Origin of the sequence: Falsibacillus pallidus, from assembly GCF_003350505.1 — a bacterium.
Taxonomy (GTDB): domain Bacteria; phylum Bacillota; class Bacilli; order Bacillales; family DSM-25281; genus Falsibacillus; species Falsibacillus pallidus.
Genome location: NZ_QQAY01000010.1, coordinates 86,466 through 103,100, shown reverse-complemented (window position 1 = coordinate 103,100; position 16,635 = coordinate 86,466). Strand labels below are relative to the sequence as shown.

The 16,635-nt window shown below is 36.4% G+C and carries 19 protein-coding genes; 5 read left to right on the top strand and 14 right to left on the bottom strand.

Annotated features, from left to right (window positions below):
• Nucleotides 1-63 precede the first annotated feature (63 nt).
• Complete coding sequence (locus DFR59_RS14470; RefSeq protein WP_114746382.1) at nt 64-1,038, bottom strand: hypothetical protein; 975 nt, start codon at nt 1,036-1,038, stop codon at nt 64-66.
• 191 nt (nt 1,039-1,229) lie between these two features.
• Here DFR59_RS14470 and DFR59_RS14465 point away from each other — a divergent pair, with 191 nt between their 5' ends.
• A complete protein-coding gene (locus tag DFR59_RS14465; RefSeq protein WP_114746381.1) occupies nt 1,230-1,805 on the top strand; it encodes a histidine phosphatase family protein in 576 nt (191 codons plus the stop codon).
• Between the two features lie 74 nt (nt 1,806-1,879).
• On the opposite strand, the gene DFR59_RS14460 is transcribed toward DFR59_RS14465, so the two are convergent.
• Both DFR59_RS14460 and DFR59_RS14455 read right to left on the bottom strand, forming a co-directional pair.
• Nucleotides 1,880-2,758 carry a zf-HC2 domain-containing protein gene (locus tag DFR59_RS14460; protein WP_114746380.1) on the bottom strand — a complete coding sequence of 293 codons (879 nt, stop codon included), beginning with the start codon at nt 2,756-2,758 and terminating at the stop codon, nt 1,880-1,882.
• Complete coding sequence (locus DFR59_RS14455; protein ID WP_114746379.1) at nt 2,745-3,248, bottom strand: RNA polymerase sigma factor; 504 nt, start codon at nt 3,246-3,248, stop codon at nt 2,745-2,747. Before DFR59_RS14455 ends, DFR59_RS14460 begins: the two co-directional genes overlap by 14 nt.
• Before the next feature lie 249 nt (nt 3,249-3,497).
• Between DFR59_RS14455 and DFR59_RS14450 the strand changes: the two genes are divergently transcribed.
• Nucleotides 3,498-3,884, top strand: a complete 387-nt coding sequence (locus DFR59_RS14450) for a VOC family protein (protein WP_114746378.1) — start codon at nt 3,498-3,500, stop codon at nt 3,882-3,884.
• Between the two features lie 231 nt (nt 3,885-4,115).
• On the opposite strand, the gene DFR59_RS14445 is transcribed toward DFR59_RS14450, so the two are convergent.
• Nucleotides 4,116-4,988, bottom strand: a complete 873-nt coding sequence (locus tag DFR59_RS14445) for a hypothetical protein (protein ID WP_114746377.1) — start codon at nt 4,986-4,988, stop codon at nt 4,116-4,118.
• Between the two features lie 69 nt (nt 4,989-5,057).
• A complete protein-coding gene (locus DFR59_RS14440) occupies nt 5,058-5,444 on the bottom strand; it encodes a GNAT family N-acetyltransferase (protein ID WP_114746376.1) in 387 nt (128 codons plus the stop codon).
• A 144-nt stretch (nt 5,445-5,588) separates the two neighbouring features.
• On the opposite strand from DFR59_RS14440, the gene DFR59_RS14435 reads away from it, so the two are divergent.
• On the top strand, nt 5,589-7,034 hold the full coding sequence (locus tag DFR59_RS14435; protein WP_114746375.1) for a DEAD/DEAH box helicase: 1,446 nt from the start codon (nt 5,589-5,591) through the stop codon (nt 7,032-7,034).
• A 498-nt stretch (nt 7,035-7,532) separates the two neighbouring features.
• Nucleotides 7,533-8,783 (top strand): MFS transporter, encoded by a 1,251-nt coding sequence (locus DFR59_RS14430; protein ID WP_114746374.1) that lies wholly within the window; start codon nt 7,533-7,535, stop codon nt 8,781-8,783.
• Nucleotides 8,784-9,024: 241 nt separating this feature from the next.
• On the opposite strand, the gene DFR59_RS14425 is transcribed toward DFR59_RS14430, so the two are convergent.
• From DFR59_RS14425 to DFR59_RS14415, 3 genes are all read right to left on the bottom strand, one after another.
• Nucleotides 9,025-9,540, bottom strand: a complete 516-nt coding sequence (locus DFR59_RS14425; protein ID WP_114746373.1) for a hypothetical protein — start codon at nt 9,538-9,540, stop codon at nt 9,025-9,027.
• Nucleotides 9,541-9,654: 114 nt separating this feature from the next.
• Nucleotides 9,655-10,326, bottom strand: a complete 672-nt coding sequence (locus DFR59_RS14420; RefSeq protein ID WP_114746372.1) for a Type 1 glutamine amidotransferase-like domain-containing protein — start codon at nt 10,324-10,326, stop codon at nt 9,655-9,657.
• A 169-nt stretch (nt 10,327-10,495) separates the two neighbouring features.
• Entirely contained in the window at nt 10,496-11,365 is an 870-nt protein-coding gene (locus DFR59_RS14415) for a GNAT family N-acetyltransferase (protein WP_114746371.1), read from the bottom strand.
• Nucleotides 11,366-11,595: 230 nt separating this feature from the next.
• On the opposite strand from DFR59_RS14415, the gene DFR59_RS14410 reads away from it, so the two are divergent.
• Entirely contained in the window at nt 11,596-11,865 is a 270-nt protein-coding gene (locus tag DFR59_RS14410) for a lipoprotein (protein WP_114746370.1), read from the top strand.
• A 79-nt stretch (nt 11,866-11,944) separates the two neighbouring features.
• On the opposite strand, the gene DFR59_RS14405 is transcribed toward DFR59_RS14410, so the two are convergent.
• The 6 genes from DFR59_RS14405 to DFR59_RS14375 all read right to left on the bottom strand — a co-directional run bounded on the left by DFR59_RS14405 (nt 11,945) and on the right by DFR59_RS14375 (nt 16,473).
• Nucleotides 11,945-12,196, bottom strand: a complete 252-nt coding sequence (locus DFR59_RS14405) for a hypothetical protein (protein WP_114746369.1) — start codon at nt 12,194-12,196, stop codon at nt 11,945-11,947.
• Between the two features lie 104 nt (nt 12,197-12,300).
• The gene (locus tag DFR59_RS14400) at nt 12,301-13,083 is read right to left on the bottom strand and encodes an SDR family oxidoreductase (protein WP_114746368.1); all 783 of its coding nucleotides are present in this window, start codon (nt 13,081-13,083) and stop codon (nt 12,301-12,303) included.
• 80 nt (nt 13,084-13,163) lie between these two features.
• Nucleotides 13,164-13,697, bottom strand: a complete 534-nt coding sequence (locus tag DFR59_RS14395; protein ID WP_245948493.1) for a GNAT family N-acetyltransferase — start codon at nt 13,695-13,697, stop codon at nt 13,164-13,166.
• A gap of 645 nt (nt 13,698-14,342) precedes the next feature.
• Entirely contained in the window at nt 14,343-15,356 is a 1,014-nt protein-coding gene (locus tag DFR59_RS14385) for a hypothetical protein (protein ID WP_114746366.1), read from the bottom strand.
• Nucleotides 15,341-15,916 (bottom strand): RNA polymerase sigma factor, encoded by a 576-nt coding sequence (locus DFR59_RS14380; RefSeq protein WP_114746365.1) that lies wholly within the window; start codon nt 15,914-15,916, stop codon nt 15,341-15,343. Before DFR59_RS14380 ends, DFR59_RS14385 begins: the two co-directional genes overlap by 16 nt.
• A gap of 134 nt (nt 15,917-16,050) precedes the next feature.
• On the bottom strand, nt 16,051-16,473 hold the full coding sequence (locus tag DFR59_RS14375; RefSeq protein ID WP_114746364.1) for a hypothetical protein: 423 nt from the start codon (nt 16,471-16,473) through the stop codon (nt 16,051-16,053).
• Nucleotides 16,474-16,635 lie beyond the last annotated feature (162 nt).

Sequence of the window (16,635 nt, the reverse complement as noted above, 5' to 3'; positions counted from 1 at the left end):
TCCATAAAAGTCATCCTTTCATAAAGATTTCTTTATGGAAGGATAACGGATTTCACCCAATATTTACACCTTTTCGCTTAACTTGACGGCTATGGGGACAGGTTCCTCGTCCCGGTTGCGGGACAAGGAACCTGTCCCCGGTGTCCCGTATTCTCTTTGATAGGTAATCCATGCCGGAGCGGTTTCGAATGGAAACGACTTCATGATTGCCATTGCTGCTTCATCCGTTGTATCAAATTCACCAATGAGGCAGGAAACACCCTTTCTTCTTGAATAGTAGATTTGATGGCTCACTAAATGGTTTATGACATCGGTGTATTTCTTTTGGGACTCCCCGCACCATCCTAATTCATATGCATCATCCTCTTCCGAATCATGAAGGAAAGAATAGGCAGCTATCTCCCCTCCCCTTTCATCTAAGCAAATGTAGCTTCCATCCAGCAATGTGTCATCGGCCAGTATCAACTTTTTCCAATCATCTATTTCCATCTGTGCCACCGGATTTGCCAGGTGGGTATTTTCATAGTTGGTTTTGACAAGCCGGGCCAGTTTATTCATTAACGGTTCATCCAGCATAATCTCTTTCAATGTCTTAATTTTGAGATCAACATGAGTGGATGCGCGAGGTGGTGCTGCATCTCCCACCTTTAGCCTTGGCATATAGGTTCTTCTGATTTCTTCAAATCCCATTTTTTCATAAGCCTTTATTAATTCATGACGAGTCTCCCATAAAGAGGTTTGCAGCGGCAGCTCCATCTTTTCCTGCTCCTGTACCCATGCCAGTAATTGTTCCGCCGTCTCCGTTTCATCTTGACTTGGACTGACAACAATTCGAAAATATAGGCAAAAAGGATGAAACCTGCCAGTCCATCCAAAGAATAAAGCCGCTAATTCAGCCTCTACAAAAACACCATAAGCAATTTTGCAAGATGGACTCTTTAACATCTGCAAGATATTTTCATCTTCAGATCTCGCTTGTAAAATCTCAATTAACTGTTTTTCATATTTGGTTTCGTATTTTTTTATTGTGAACTGCATTATTTGCTCCTTAAACAGATCTTGGAATTGAATAGCTTTAATAGAACTTCTCCAAACCGAAGCATGTTCCCTTTATTTCAATAGGAATTAAAAGGAAGATAATTCTATTTCCATACTCTATAATGAAAGGGACGGAGGGACAAAGAACCTGTCCCTCCGTCCCATATGGAGCTATTGGAGGATGTCATATTGTGAGTACGTTTGTTTATATGGTAAGGCACGGCGATTCACCTAAGGATGGAAATGAAAGAACACGAGGATTAAGTGGAAAAGGGTATTTAGATGCCCAAAGAGTGACTGAACTTTTGAAAGAAGAACAAATTGATGCTGTAGTTTCAAGTCCCTATCTGCGCTCCATACTGACTGTCGAAAAGTTAGCTGAACATATAGGGCAGGAAGTGTTGGTCATAGAAGATTTGAAAGAGAGGAAATTTACGGCTGAGGACAATCGAATAGCTGATAAAGAATTGTTGCCACTTTTAGTGAAGTCGTTCGCAGATCCGCATTACTTCTTAGATGATGGAGAATCGAATGCGGACTGTCAAAGAAGAGCAGTTACCGTTTTAAAAGAACTATTAGAAATTTATAAAGGGAAAAGAATAGTGATAGGTTCTCACGGTGCTGTGATGACGCTGATGATTGGGTATTTCGATAACCAATATGACCTCACTTTCTTGCACAGCACATCAAAACCTGACATTTACAAAATGGAATTTCACGAACAGGAATTAGTCAACGTAGAAAGGCTATGGAGCAGCGGGACATAGGGACAGGTTAACTGTCCCTATGCTCCGCTGTGCTTATCTTGTTGGGGACGATGAACCTGTCCCCATGTCCCAGTTCACCCCATAATATCTTTAAGATGTTTGTTTAACCTTCTTGAGATTAGCCAAAACAAAAATAATACGCTAAATAGCACACACAAAAGAAGCGGTGTTTGGAAGAAACTCCAAGTGCTCGGCCCATAATAAGTCAATTGGTGATGCCTCTCGACAGTTGGCTCATATGAATGTTTATATTCATATTGGATGATCCAGTGTTTATTTGCCATCACAACGGTACCCAAGTCGTAGCCACTAGGCTGAATTGTTTCATCCTTCCTAATGATCCCTTCATTCCCAATGACGATAGCAGCTTTTTTGTATTCAATAGGATAGATTGCTGTAGGTTTCTGTTTAACTACTTCCTTATCCTGCAGCCATTTTTGATTTTCTTCTGCTGGAAAAACAGCCAGAAGGTTTAGTTTCCCGCTATACTTCTTAAAAGTGGCAAGCAATTTCTCTTCTTCTTGTTTAGATAATTCAGTTGATGATCCAAGAATCTGAAATACATGATTCATGATTTCATGTTTATCTTTTTCTACTACTTTTAATTTCTCAACTTCTTTTTTATGTTCATTAAAATTCATCAGTGAAGGAATTAAGAAAATGAAGCTAAGAATGAGCGCGGATAAGGCAGCCAGAAGCAAATATCTCGCAAGTCTCTTTTGACTATTGAAGAATCCAGCTATTTTTTGAAATGGCTTCTTAACTTCCACTTGATATATTTCATCTACCCCATCAGAAATATTGATATCTTCCTTCATATTTTCTAACACTTCCCTGCATTCAGCACAGGATTTGATATGTTCTTCAATAAATAAAACGCTATCCTGACTGCATAAATGGTCGATATAAGAAGGCATTAAATCCCTCACTATGCTGCAACTACTCTTTTCCATAATGATTCTTACCCCTTTCCCGTAATTTCATCTTGGCCCTATAAAACGTTACACGTGCCCAATTTTCATTTTTCTGCTGGATCTCTCCTATTTCGTTAAAACTTAGTCCGCCTAGTATCCTTAAAAGAAAAATCTCTTTATAGGGTTCTTCAAGCAAATGGATCAATCGATATAAAGCAACTTTATCTTCTGAATGCATCAATTCAACTTCCGGTGAGGTATGAAGTGCCGTATCTTGATTCATATGTAGTTGTTGTTTCAGTTGTTCTTTCTTATGGCGATCAAGATATTTATAATAAGTGTGCTTTGCTATCTGACAAAGCCAGACTGACATTTTGCATTCACCATTGTATCTATCAATGGATTTTACCGCTTGATAAAAGGTTTCCTGTGCTAATTCTTCAGATAAATCTGCATTGTGACAAAGACACATTAAATATTTGAAAACTTCTTCACCATAATTGCTGTATATTTCATCTAATTCCCCCAACCCATTGCCTCCTTTCGCCTATATATCCGATTCAAGTCCCATTCGTTACAAATTTCTATTAATTTTTATAATTTTTTTATTATACCGGGACATAGGGACAGGTTAACTGTCCCATTTTCTGCTGGATGATACTATATTTATTGGGACAAGAAACCTGTCCCCTCGTTCCAAGGAGGAGAGTACTCTTTTTTGTTGAATCTTATTATATATAGTCTATGAGATTATAAAAATCTATAGAGGGTGGCATCTATGTACTTTAATTCTCTACAAATCAATCTATACGTAGAGAATCTTGTAAAATCCAAGGAGTTTTATGAGAAACTTGGCTTTACACAAACGTTCGTCGCAGAAATTGAAGGTAAGCCGGTACATTATGAACTTCAATTAGATGGGTTCAAGCTAGGAATAGCCACTAAAGATTCTACGAAAGAAATCCACGGATTAAATCCTGGTGAAAATATGGGATGCGAAATTGTAGTATGGACTGAAGATACTGATTCTGCCATTCAGTATTTAATTGAATGGGGAACTGTAATGTTATCTGAGCCCCATGATTTTTTGGAAGGTAAATTAAGAGCAGGATGGGTCCAGGATCCTGATGGGAACCCGATACAGATTGTTTGTAAGAGGAATTAGTAATGTACTTTGGAGTTAGAAATGGCTATTTTTAATTTGACTTTTCAAAAAGGAGAGAAAGGACTCATGGGGGAAGAAAAAAATCTCTCACAGTTTGTTAGTCTGACGTTTAAAAAGATGAATATTAAATATTAAATGCTTCATTCTCCCACCCTCATCCTTGTGTAGAGGTTAATTTATTTGCCTTTAGACTTATAGGGCAAGAAAATATGTTCGTTTCAGCACTATACATTAATTAGTTGGAAGGTACCCCTTCCATTTTTCCCAAGCCACCATATAAACATCAAGGTCGTGCGGGTGCACATTTATACATACTCCAATACGTGTATATAGTTGGAAAAGCACTTCATCCAAAAGCTGTTCCTCAGTTATAGAATTCCCACCTTCCCATAATGAAAACAATGGAAGAAGGGTGTTTAAATCTAAACTATCTGGTGAAGAACAAAATGCGTAAGTAAAATCATAAATACTTGGCCCTATTAATGGTGAAGGATCAATTACTCCTCTTAATTGGTTGTCCAAATATATAAAATTATGTACGCCAGCATCACCATGCAGATAATACTTTTGCTCGTTATGAGGATATTCTTTTAGCTTATTTGCCAATTTTTCTACTCTTTTATGGTCCTCACTTGATAGAAAATCTCCAATATTCATTTGGGCAGACTCAAAACTTTCTTGATTGAAATCCGACCAGGTATTTCGGCTGATCCCATTGATTCTTCCCCACGTTGTTATTTTATCGACTTTCTTGTAATTATTAAAAAGTTCTTTTATCAAGATTGTCATCCATTCTATTTTCAAACCTCGATTGAAGTGGGTTTCACCAGAAATATATGAGTACACAATAAATCCTTTTTCAACATCTGAAAAAAGAAGATCAGGCAACAACCTTACATTTTTATATTCGTTAAGAAAATCATGTGTAGCAGAAATAATCATTGGGTTGTCTATTTTTATCACATAGCTTGGAATTTTGTTGATATGGAGTTCATATAATACACCATCAGTAGTACCACTTTTTAGTTCCTTCCAGTTCAAATCCTCATTTATGATCAATCCATTATTTAGAAGAATATTACTAATATCCTGTATTTTTTTCAACGCTTAAACCTCATTTGTTCTGTTCTTCAATATTATCTTTCAATTTCTTAAAATTAATGGGTGATACCCCTAGAAAAAACTCTTAATGTCATCCCATTCATATGTAAGAAGATTTAGCTCTTTACCACCGTTAATAATTTTCTCAGACCTATGTAATTTCGAACCGTGATATTCATAGAAATAACGTGTTTCATTCTCCTTTAATACTTCAACAAAAACATGATTGATATTCAATTCTACAAATTTAAGAAATACTTGCTTCATCAGTTTTTTCCCAATTCCACACCCTTGGTATTCTTTAAGAAGATAAATGGATGTCAAGTCGCCGGAATTTTCAACATTGTTTTTTTCTCTCTTTCCACGATCCGCAAATCCAACAATTTCTCCAGTGTTATCTTCTGCTACAAATACATAATTCCCTTCCCTTAATAAATAAGCCGAATACCAAAATCGCATACTGAACCGAAAATCGATTATTCAAAAAACACCCGATGCCCTCGGACTTTCAAGTATAATGAATCATAATCAGTTTATGTATATGATATTTCTTTACGAGAATCCTATATATAATTCGGATAATACAGTAAAAGAGGTCTATACATGAATGAAAAAAGCTTTGAAAAATACCATTTAAGCAATGAAATCAAGAGAGCACTTGAATTGTTAAAATATGAAATGCCCACAGAAGTTCAAGAAAAAGTCATCCCAATGGCTTTGGACCATAAAGATCTAGTAGTGAAATCTCAAACAGGCAGCGGCAAGACTGCTTCCTTTGGCATCCCCCTTTGCGAATTGGTGGAATGGGAAGAGAAAAAACCACAGGCATTGATTCTGACACCCACCAGGGAACTTGCCGTTCAGGTAAGAGAAGATCTAACGAATATTGGCCGGTTTAAAAGAATTAAAGCTTTGGCCGTTTATGGGAAAGAGCCCTTCTCCAAACAAAAAGAAGAATTAAAGCAAAAAACACACGCAGTCGTCGGTACACCTGGACGGGTAATGGACCATATTGATAGAGGGACGCTAGATTTGGATCAAATAAAATATTTGATCATCGATGAAGCAGATGAAATGCTTAATATGGGGTTTATCGACCAAGTGGAGGAGATTATCAATCAACTTCCTTCCAACAGAGTGACGATGGTATTCTCCGCAACTTTGCCAAAAGATGTTGAAGATCTTTGCCATAAATATATGACCGCTCCAATCAATGTGGAAATCAAGGCTGACGGCATCACGACCAATACAATCGAACATCTTTTATATGAAGTGAAGGAAGAAAGCAAACTGCCGCTTCTCAAAGATGTGACTGTTATCGAAAACCCAGACAGCTGCATCATTTTTTGCAGAACAAAAGATCAAGTCGATAAAGTATTCACGGAATTAGATGATTTAGGATATTCTTGTGAAAGACTGCACGGCGGCCTGGAGCAAGAAAGCCGATTTGCTGTCATGGATGGCTTTAAAACAGGGAATTTCCGTTATCTTGTCGCAACAGATGTTGCTGCCCGTGGGATTGATGTGGATAGTGTGACGCTTGTCATCAATTATGACGTTCCGATGGAAAAAGAAAGCTATGTTCACAGAACGGGAAGAACCGGTCGTGCCGGCAATAAAGGAAAAGCGATCACGTTCGCGACGCCTCATGAAGGAAAATTCATAAAAGCCATCGAAACATACATTGGCTTCGAGATTCCCCAATCGGAATTTCCAAAACCACAGGATGTTGCCAGAAACAGGGCTTCTTTCGAAGAAAAATGCAGTGGACGAAGAGTCGTGAAAAACAATAAAACGGCACGAATCAATCAGGATATCCTGAAACTGCACTTCAACGGCGGGAAAAAGAAGAAGATCCGGGCAGTCGACTTTGTGGGAACGATCGCAAAAATCCCCGGCGTCACAGCAGACGACATCGGCATCATCACCATCCAGGATAACCTGTCCTACGTGGATATCCTGAATGGCAAAGGCTCACTCGTTCTTCAAGCCATGGAGAACGCAACGATCAAAGGAAAAAAACTCAAAGTCAGCAAAGCGATAAAATAATAGCAACTCAGCCAGGGCGGTTATCTAACGATGATCGTCCTTTTTGTTTTTTGTTATGGCTGTTTTCGTAACGAATGTTAAAATCCTACTGCCGATTTTAACGCCAAAGTAGCTACTTAGTGCTTTGAAATATAATATCCAGCTCTTTTCTCTTCATTTACGCTATTTTGAGTTAAATCATGGCTTAAACAATCCCACTTTATTAGCTAAAGCAACAAAGTATGAGAAAAGAGCCTTTGTTATTTTTCTCCCTTGAATTTTTTCGATTGTCCAATCAACCATTGCCTCAGCAAAATAGATATACAATGTAGTGAATTGAATGGAGGGTGAAATAAATGACATTTGGATTTAGAGGATTTAATCGCAGTCACTCCTGATAAACAAGTTATTCTCTCTATTATAACTCTAGAGAACGATTGGGATTAATTTACTTTTTATGGTATCTTATAAGAAAATGTTATTCAGCTAAAATTGCAGTTAATTAATTGATTAGGTGGGGTGTTCTTCATTATTCAACCAATCTTTTCCCCAAAAAAGAATTCATATTTATTACTATTTGGATTGGGCATATCAACCTTAGGAGACTTTATTTATCTGGTAGCCATCAATGTATTAGTTTTAAAACTAACTGGCTCCGCTGCTGCTGTTGCTGGCTTGTGGATTATCGGGCCTATAGCCTCCATGTTAACGAAGTTTTGGTCCGGGAGTATCATAGATCGCTTAAACATTCGAAGGATAATGATCGGAACAGATATCATTCGAGCTGCTTTTGTAGCCATTATCCCATTCTTCAGCTCTATTTGGCCTATTTATGTATGCCTTTTTATTCTCTCAATCTCCAAATCTTTTTCTGAACCCGCCACAATTACCTATATCACTAACATTGTTCCTGAGAAAGGACGAAAACAATTTAACTCCTTTAGAAGTTTGATATCTTCAAGTGCCTTTTTAATCGGTCCAGCTATTTCCGGATTATTACTCCTCGTTTTCTCAGTTAGTGTTTCTATTTGGATTAATGCTTTTTCTTTTATTGTTTCAGCAATAATGGTGTACTTATTGCCTAACTTGAATATCGATTCTAATAAAGTCGTAGGGAAATTTAGCTTGAACATTTTAAAAAGTGACTGGAACAAAGTATTTAAATTCAGTCAAAGTAATCCATATATTGTGAAGGTGTACTTCTTATCTCAAATTTTTATGATTGTCGCACTTGGAATGGATGCTCAAGAGGTGGTATTTACACAAAAGGTGTTAAATCTGTCTGAAGCTGACTACGGTTTACTCATAAGCTTAACAGGAGTTGGATCAATTTTAGGGGCAGCAACCGTTTCGCTGGTTGTTAAAAAGTTGTCGATAAGATCTTTAATCACCCTTGGTTATTTTATGGTATCGATTGGCTATTTGGTATATGCCTTCTCTTTTTCATTTTGGACTGTAGCTATTGGTTTTATGATATTAGGATATTTCAACTCATTTTCTGGGACAGGGTTTATGACTTTTTACCAAAATAACGTACCAGTCCAGATGATGGGGAGAATTTCAAGCATTTATGGTATGTTTCAAAGTTTTCTTCAGGTTATCTTTATTTTAATGATTGGCTTTACAGGAGATATCATACCAGTGAGATACACTATCAATGCAGCCTCCACATTAATGTTATTGCTAAGCATTCTACAAATAAAGTTAGTTCTTTTGCCAAGCAAATCCATGTACTTTGAAGAGGAACATGAGCTCAAGAGCACCTCTTAATATTTCGACAAAAATAGACTAGGATTCATAGAGGGAAGATATTGAAACAAGTTGAAAAGAAGAAATCATTTGCAAGGACATTGCGCAGTATACGAATAATAAGTGTATAAGTAATCCTTTTGTTTATAAATTAACCGGCTGTAATAACAAGCGTAAAATTCTTGATCAAACAAGGTAAAATTTTATACTGCTGACACAAAGTGAAGTCATTATGATTTCACCTTTTCATTTATTTTTAATTTTACTGAACATCTTTCAATTCCTCAGCAATCTGGATCGCTAGTGATCTTTCTAATGGTTTCATTCCCATGTGCAACATAACTGTATAAAATAAATCCTTCTTTTTAAAAGATATGATTGTTGGATATTCTGGTCTAGTGGCTTCTATCATCCAAGCTTTTTCACCAGAACTCATCAAATGGTTATTCTTATAATCGGGATTCGATTTTGGACTGACCTTGATACTTAGATGATTTCTGGAAAAGTTCTCACCTAAGTATTCAAAATTAATGGATGAAGTATCGGGGTCCACTTTAGCATATTGATACGCAACCTTGAAAGGTATATCACTAGGCAGGATTAATCCTTTTTTATTATATTGTTTTAGGGCATTATCGAAATCTGTATAACCCATTAATTCATATGCTTTTTCCACTGACATAGGCTGCTCGGTGGAAATCGGATCTTTCCCCTCAACAACGGAACTTCCATTCCATAAAACCATCATTATTAAGATTGAAATCACTATTTTTGACATATTGTTCATTCCACTCCTAGCGCTAGAAACAGATGTACTAGGAATTATTGTGTGTATTTTAAAGTGATGTATACAAATATGGTATTCTTCGCTTGATGAAGCTTTAATCTAGCCCTAGCCATTCACCCCAACTATAGTCTCATCCAATCTCTGAATATTTGAGTTGGAAATTAAATATACATTGCCAAAAATGTCGGTTTTGTCTCCCTTAATACGTACAGCACAATCTTTGTTTGACGCATAAATTTTTATTTCCTCCGATAAGTGAGACAGTTCTCCTTGTACGAGCGCAATGTTATTTTCAAGATCAAAATGAGAAAGTATGGAAAAATCGTCAAGGCCGACCCCCTTATAAATGGAGCTCGTTTCTACTTCAAACCCTAGTTTTTTCGAGCATAACCATTTTGCGGACATGTTGATTGCACCAGCGCTTGCCCCAATGACAACGGCACTGCTTGCTTTTATGAAATCCGATAATTCATATTCCATCAAAAAACTATTTTGGTTAAGAGGATCTCCACCCAATAAGAAAATAACTGAAGCATTTTGAATTAATATTTGGGCATCTTCCTTTTGGACGCGATAATTAATTAAATGATATTCATCAAACATAATGCCAGCATGGTCAAGCCATGATTTTTCAGCCGCTCCTTCATGTTCATAAATAGAGGGATTCGAGCTAATCATGACAATTGATTTTCTATCAGTGATATCCTCCTGTAAAACCCTTCCCAGACTCTCTGGAAATAAGTTTGTAAACCACCCTAAATAATAGTGAGTTTTCATAAGTTTCCTCCATAGCAAAGTGTAAATAACTTAAATTCCCTATGGTTCTCATTCTGTCTTCTTGCCACGAACATGTAATTTGGCTGCTAAAAAAGGTGAAATACACCAAGAGGGAAAATCAACAACGATCCCTAATAGATTGTCTAATCTTATGTAAAAACAAAGTCTCTTACCCAAAAATCTGGGCTGCAATTCCATACAATGTATTGTTCCTAGGTGGCATATCAAGAGAATTGATGACCATTATAGGGGGCTCACTTACCTTAATGAATCCACCTTTCTCTAGCATCGCCATGAACTCTTCATTATTTGATGGGACATCAATTCTTAATTTCCCTTGATGTTTAGACGATAATTTATCAATTAATAGAGAAGCTGTTTGGAAGTCTGGTGCTGAAATGGGCCCTAATATAAGATTGACAGGTCCTAAGATAGACATTCCATACCCCACTATGGTTCCGCTATTATCTTTCACAACCAGACATTTTTCTGATTGCTCTATTCTATTTTTAAGAAACCGGCTTCTTCTATCCCCGAAAGCATCTTCATCTATCTTAAGTATTTCATTAATATCATTCTCGCTGAATTCTTCAATGATTACATCATTTCCAGTCAATCTGGAAATAGGTACATAGTTATCACTAATATACTTATGAATAACATCTACCTTGGTAAATCCCATTTTTTCATAGAGGCGTTTTCCTTCTTCTGTTGCAATTAGCATAATGGTTATGTTCTTTGAAACACTATTTATACATTTTAGAGTAGCCTCTTTCCCTAGTCCCATTCCTCTATAGCCATTATTCACAATAACCATACCAATCGTAGCTAAAGAACTATCATAGGGAATTATTGCAGCACTAGAAACGATTTTCCCATCAGCATTTTTATGCCCGAAAATCTCTCCTGACTCCAATACAGTTCCAATCTCGTTCTCATCATAATCCCATCCGACTGATGCAGAAAGCTCGATTAATCCCGTAATATCATATTCATTAAATTTAACGAGTTCTAGTACTGATTTATTGCATCTCTCCATGAATACTTCTCCTTCTTTAGGACATTTAAATATATGTTTTATGTAAAATTATACCATGACACTTCAAGTTCGAAGTAGGAAAGAAAAAAGTGAAACCACAAATGATTTCACTTTTTTTGACTTTCTTATGTATTGATTTCAAAAGGACTATTTGGTTGTACTATAAAAATGTGTGATTTGTAACCACATTAATAGTGCAATCGTCTAAATGAATACGGAGGTGAAAATGTATGAAACGATTCGTTTTAGCCTTAAGTCTAGTGCTGATAGTGAGTGGCTGCAGCAGCTTCTCGAAACCGAAAGTTACTGAAGAAGAAGCAAAGTCAATTGTGATGAAAGATCACTCTAAACACATTGGTACAGTGGAAATAATATCCGTTAGTCATAAGGGCAATCAATATATTGTTAAGTGGAAGAATGAAGATAATTGCGAGAACGGAACCGACTATGTTGATGACCAAAGCGGCAAAATTAAAAACGGTATTACTTCTATATGTTAGATGTTCTCTACCAGCTGGCAACTCTAAAACAGCAGTTCTTCTCGATTACTTACTCCTAGCCTCAAATAAGTATCATATTTTAGGCTAGATAACCTACAAAGAAAACAGCAATAATTACTGAGAAAACTGATATGTACTTCAAGACGCCCTTTTCTTTTTTTGCAAAAGCCATAACACCAAAAATGACACCAAAAATGAATATTGCGATGCCAATCGAAATCACTCCGAAAAATCCTTCCCAACTCGATGAACCATAATAAAACTTTGCTAAAGTTACTAAGATACCTATTAGTATTAAAATTGAAGAAAGCGTGCTAAATCTCTTGTTCAAACTACCACCCCTAAAACCATATTATTCCACCATATTGGATATATTGCTTCCATGTCTTTAATCAATGAAAGCTTAGCCATTAAAGTAGGCTGTTTAACCTAACGTTACTTACCTAAAAATCCACCTTCTGATTTGATAACTTGACCAGTAATCCATTGTGATTCATTACTAGCCAAGAAATTTATTAGATTTGCAGCATCTTCAGGAACCCCCACCCTCCCCATTGGGAAGAGAGTTGTTAACTGAGCTTTAATATCATCACTCATCCATCCCGTATCTGTAGGACCAGGATTAACAGAGTTCACTGTTATTCCAATTGGGGCTAAAGCAATCGATAAGGGCTCTGTAATAGCAATAATGGCACCTTTAGTCGCAATGTAGGCTAAGTTGTTAGGGTCCGGGCCGCCAGAAACTAGATTAATAATCCTTCCACCCTTTTGTCCAGAGAAGACTTTTTCATATCTCTTTGCAAATTCTGTACTTAATATAATCGTACCAAAATTGTTCACTTGATAATGTCGATAGAGAATGTCAGCATTTAAACTCCTGAAGTTGGATGGAGATTCGAATGTTGCATTATTTACAAGAATTGAAGGAGTGCCAATTGTTCTCTCTACTTCGCTTAGTAATTTCAAGGCGGAATCAGCTTTAGATAAATCCAATTCCATATGAGCACACCTTACACCTAAATTAGTTATTTTATCAGCTAAAAACTCTGGAAACCCTTTTTCAATACCATTTCCTTCATTCTCATCAAAAGGAGTCCAACGGGTAAAGAAAACATCTGCACCAGCCTCTGCTAATGACATACAAACGGCTGCTCCAATTCCATTAGCTCGACTGGCTCCAGTCACAATAGCGATTTTATCTTTAAGATTTTTTGTCAATATTAACCCTCCAATAAGAAATTAGTATAGTTATAGTCATTAATTACTCATTAGAGAGTTGGCGTTTAAACGGCTTGGCATTAAGTAGGATTATGCATCATGTAGTAAGATAAAGTTCTCCCCTCGTACTCTCTATCCTCTACAAAAGAAAAACCAAGTTTTTTTATCACGTTCTTTGACTTACCATTACTTGATCTAATTCGTGCATGAAGGGTATCGATTTTTAGAGATTCAAATGCAAATTGCACAGCAGCAGCTCCAGCTTCTGTTGCAAATCCTTGTCCCCAAAACTTAGGCTCTAAAAGGTAAATAATCTCTACATCCTGTGTCTCGTTAAAACACCTTAAACCACAATGGCCTATAATTCGATTATTAATCTTACTTATTACCGCCCAAACACCAAATTTATGAATAGTCCAGTGATTAATAATCGTATTTATATAGTTCTCCGATTCTACAAACGTCATTCCTCTTTCTACCCCGAGCCATTCTCCGACTTCATGCTTCTTAACTATTTCATAGAAATCAATTATATCTTCATCTTTGAATTTCCTTAGCAACACTCTCTTTGTATGGATTTTAGACTCAATCATCATGTTCTTTTTCCGACTCAATTTTATCTCCAACCTTTTCATTAACTAACTAATGGGGTTTACACAGAAAACACTTCTGTTGGATGGAAAAATATCATTTAGATTCTTTTCTTACTCTCTTTAAATAGTAGAATAAATAAAAGCATTAATATTGGGGTATAACCGATAAACTTTAACTCGTTTTCAGCACCAAGAAAGTAATAAGAAACTGGCAGAAATGATACAAGACTAATTATCATAGAGATCCAAGACCGTTTAAATAATCCGTAGGCAAAAGAAATAATCGAAATACCACATGAGAACTGCCATAGAAATACGATCCAATTCAATGTATTCAAATACCCCTCACTCCTTCATCAATATAATAACATATATTTCCATATCACTTATAAAAATATTGTAGGCATTTTCAAATTTAACTTAAGTCGAGCAAATTCAACTTTAAACCCTTAACTATGGGTTAAATAATATTGTTAATAAATGACCATAAAACAAGGACCCGAATTGGGTCCTTGTTTTAAATCCTTATTGAAGATGAGCCCCCGTTAGCGAAAGCACAATCTACCACAATCATTAACCTAAAGAACAACGATCCTGGATAAAGAGGGGTGCCTTCTACGACCTCTAAATCCTATTCGAACTGACTAATCCATCTAGAATATTCCCTTACTTTTTAGGGGCTATTGTAAATGTTTCTAATAGTTTTTTCATTTCTTCTACAGAAAAGCCCTGGCAAGACACTTCGTATATAATCCCGTTTATCTTTGTAGAAAATAAAGAATCATATTGAGCAACTTGATAACTAGCCCATGTAATTCCATTGGAACTAAATTCTCCGACTTGTTGGATGGAATCATACTGAAAATCTCCGTTGTAATCAGGATGATTTCCGTCTAGATATTTTTCTGGATATTCTTGTATCCAGAGAAACTTTTCAGTAACATGGTTATCCCCTGGTAGTGTCACTGTCTGCTTTATGCTACTATGAGGTGCAGGTTTATATCCCAACTTTACATGATAGCGAGCCCCGTCGTTCCGCAATACACTAGTTGTCATCTTCAAATCTGGAGACTGCAGTATCCTTAAAAAAGGAACAATATTTCGGATATTCTCATAAGCAGCATTCACTTCCATCGAATCATTTTTTCCCCCATAAATAGATTTCACATCAGGTTTTTCCACCAATTTTGCCCGTTTTAGAACCTGATAACCCTCTATCTTGTGCTTTCTTGCCGGACCTGCCATAATATCAACTGCAATGTATTTATCTGGTGATTTTCCTTTAATAGAATAATAATTGGAGTTCGGAGGGTATTGAGTCGTATCACCTTCTCGTAAAAACTTCCAATCTCCATTACGTGAAATCGTTCCTAGTTTCGTCTCTAACTGTTCTTTAGATATTTTCTGTACTGATGGGATGTAGTAGTATCCGTTGTGTACCAAGTATTCCGAATAAGGATGCGCTGGTTTTGGGCTTGTCCCAAAAAGCCTAAGTTCGGCCCAGCTTGGAGTCACATTGGGAATCAAAGTTAGGAAAAGAGTCAATATCACTACAATTAGGGCTGCCTGATTTAATTTAGCCCGTTTTTTCTTTTTTAGGATGCGTTCAATATGTATTTCTTTTGGATATCGGATTTGTCCTTGAACGTTTTTCAAAGTGTCTTTTAATTCTTGTTCCACGTCCACCCCTCCTTGAGAGATATTTCACCATGTGGAGATGACATCAATTCATTCTTAAGCTCACCCCTGGCATAATGAAGACGAGATTTAATTGTTCCTTCACTGACAGTAAGGATCGAAGCAATTTCTGAGACCGAAAACTCCTGCATGTAGTATAAAATGATCACGGTCTGATGTTTCTTAGAAAGCTTTCGAATAGTTTGATATAATTCTTTTTGGTTTTCTCCCTGCAGATAAACGTATTCCGGCTGCCCTTCACTAGAATTGTCCAATAATTCCTTCCACGGAGAGAAGAATCGTTTTCGTTTTGCCATTTTCCAGGTAACATGCAGCAAAATTTGATGAAACCAGGTTTTAAATGATGCAATTTCAGGATTAAAGCGATGTATGGATTTGTATGTACGAATTAGTGCTTCCTGCACCGCATCATCTGCCACAGCTCTTTCCCTTAGAATCATGAAAGCCACCTGATATGCTGACGGTAAATAGTGTCTTAACAGTGAATTGAATGCATGATGATCCCCAGACTGCGCTTTGATAAGTTCTTCATGTTCCGTCACGTCCCAACCTCCTATCTACCTACTTATTCCCACCGAGTTAGGAAATGGTTCATTTTTCCGTGAAAAATATCTAAAAGAAAAGCTCCCCTGTATTGGCAGCTGATCAGGAACATAAGCTCCGTTATGAAATAGAATTAAATTTCTTCTTGATATATTTCTAATTTTATCGGTTTTAAACTCAAAGGTATTTTAAACTCATTAGTACTTTCAATATGATTAAAAAAATTTTCTATGTCGTCATAATCCATTGACCATTCATCTACATTTAACTTTTTTAACTCGCTAGTTGGTTTAAATAAAAATTCACAGTGTAGTTGTTCCATGTGGGAATAATCATCTTCTTCATAAACTGTAAACTGACGTACAAGATCAAAATGGAATAGTTCTTCTCCTGTAAAATCATAGACACCACACTGAAATAAAATTTCTTTATCTTCTTCTCCCTCTACTGTCTCCATTGAAAAATCCTTGAATTTTTCCCAAACCTTCTTTATATCATCGGTATCTTCACCAATACTCCCTTTAAGATAACTTTCAGCATTTTTAACAGTTATCATTACAACATCTCCTATGTACTATTGATATAATTCTTCTATTATCCTGTCCGTTAGTTGAATCCTTCCCTGCAATTATTTTAACATATATATCCAGATGAACTTCCTAAAAAAAGGAGTATTAACAATACACTTAACACCTTTTTTACATACTTATCCAATAAG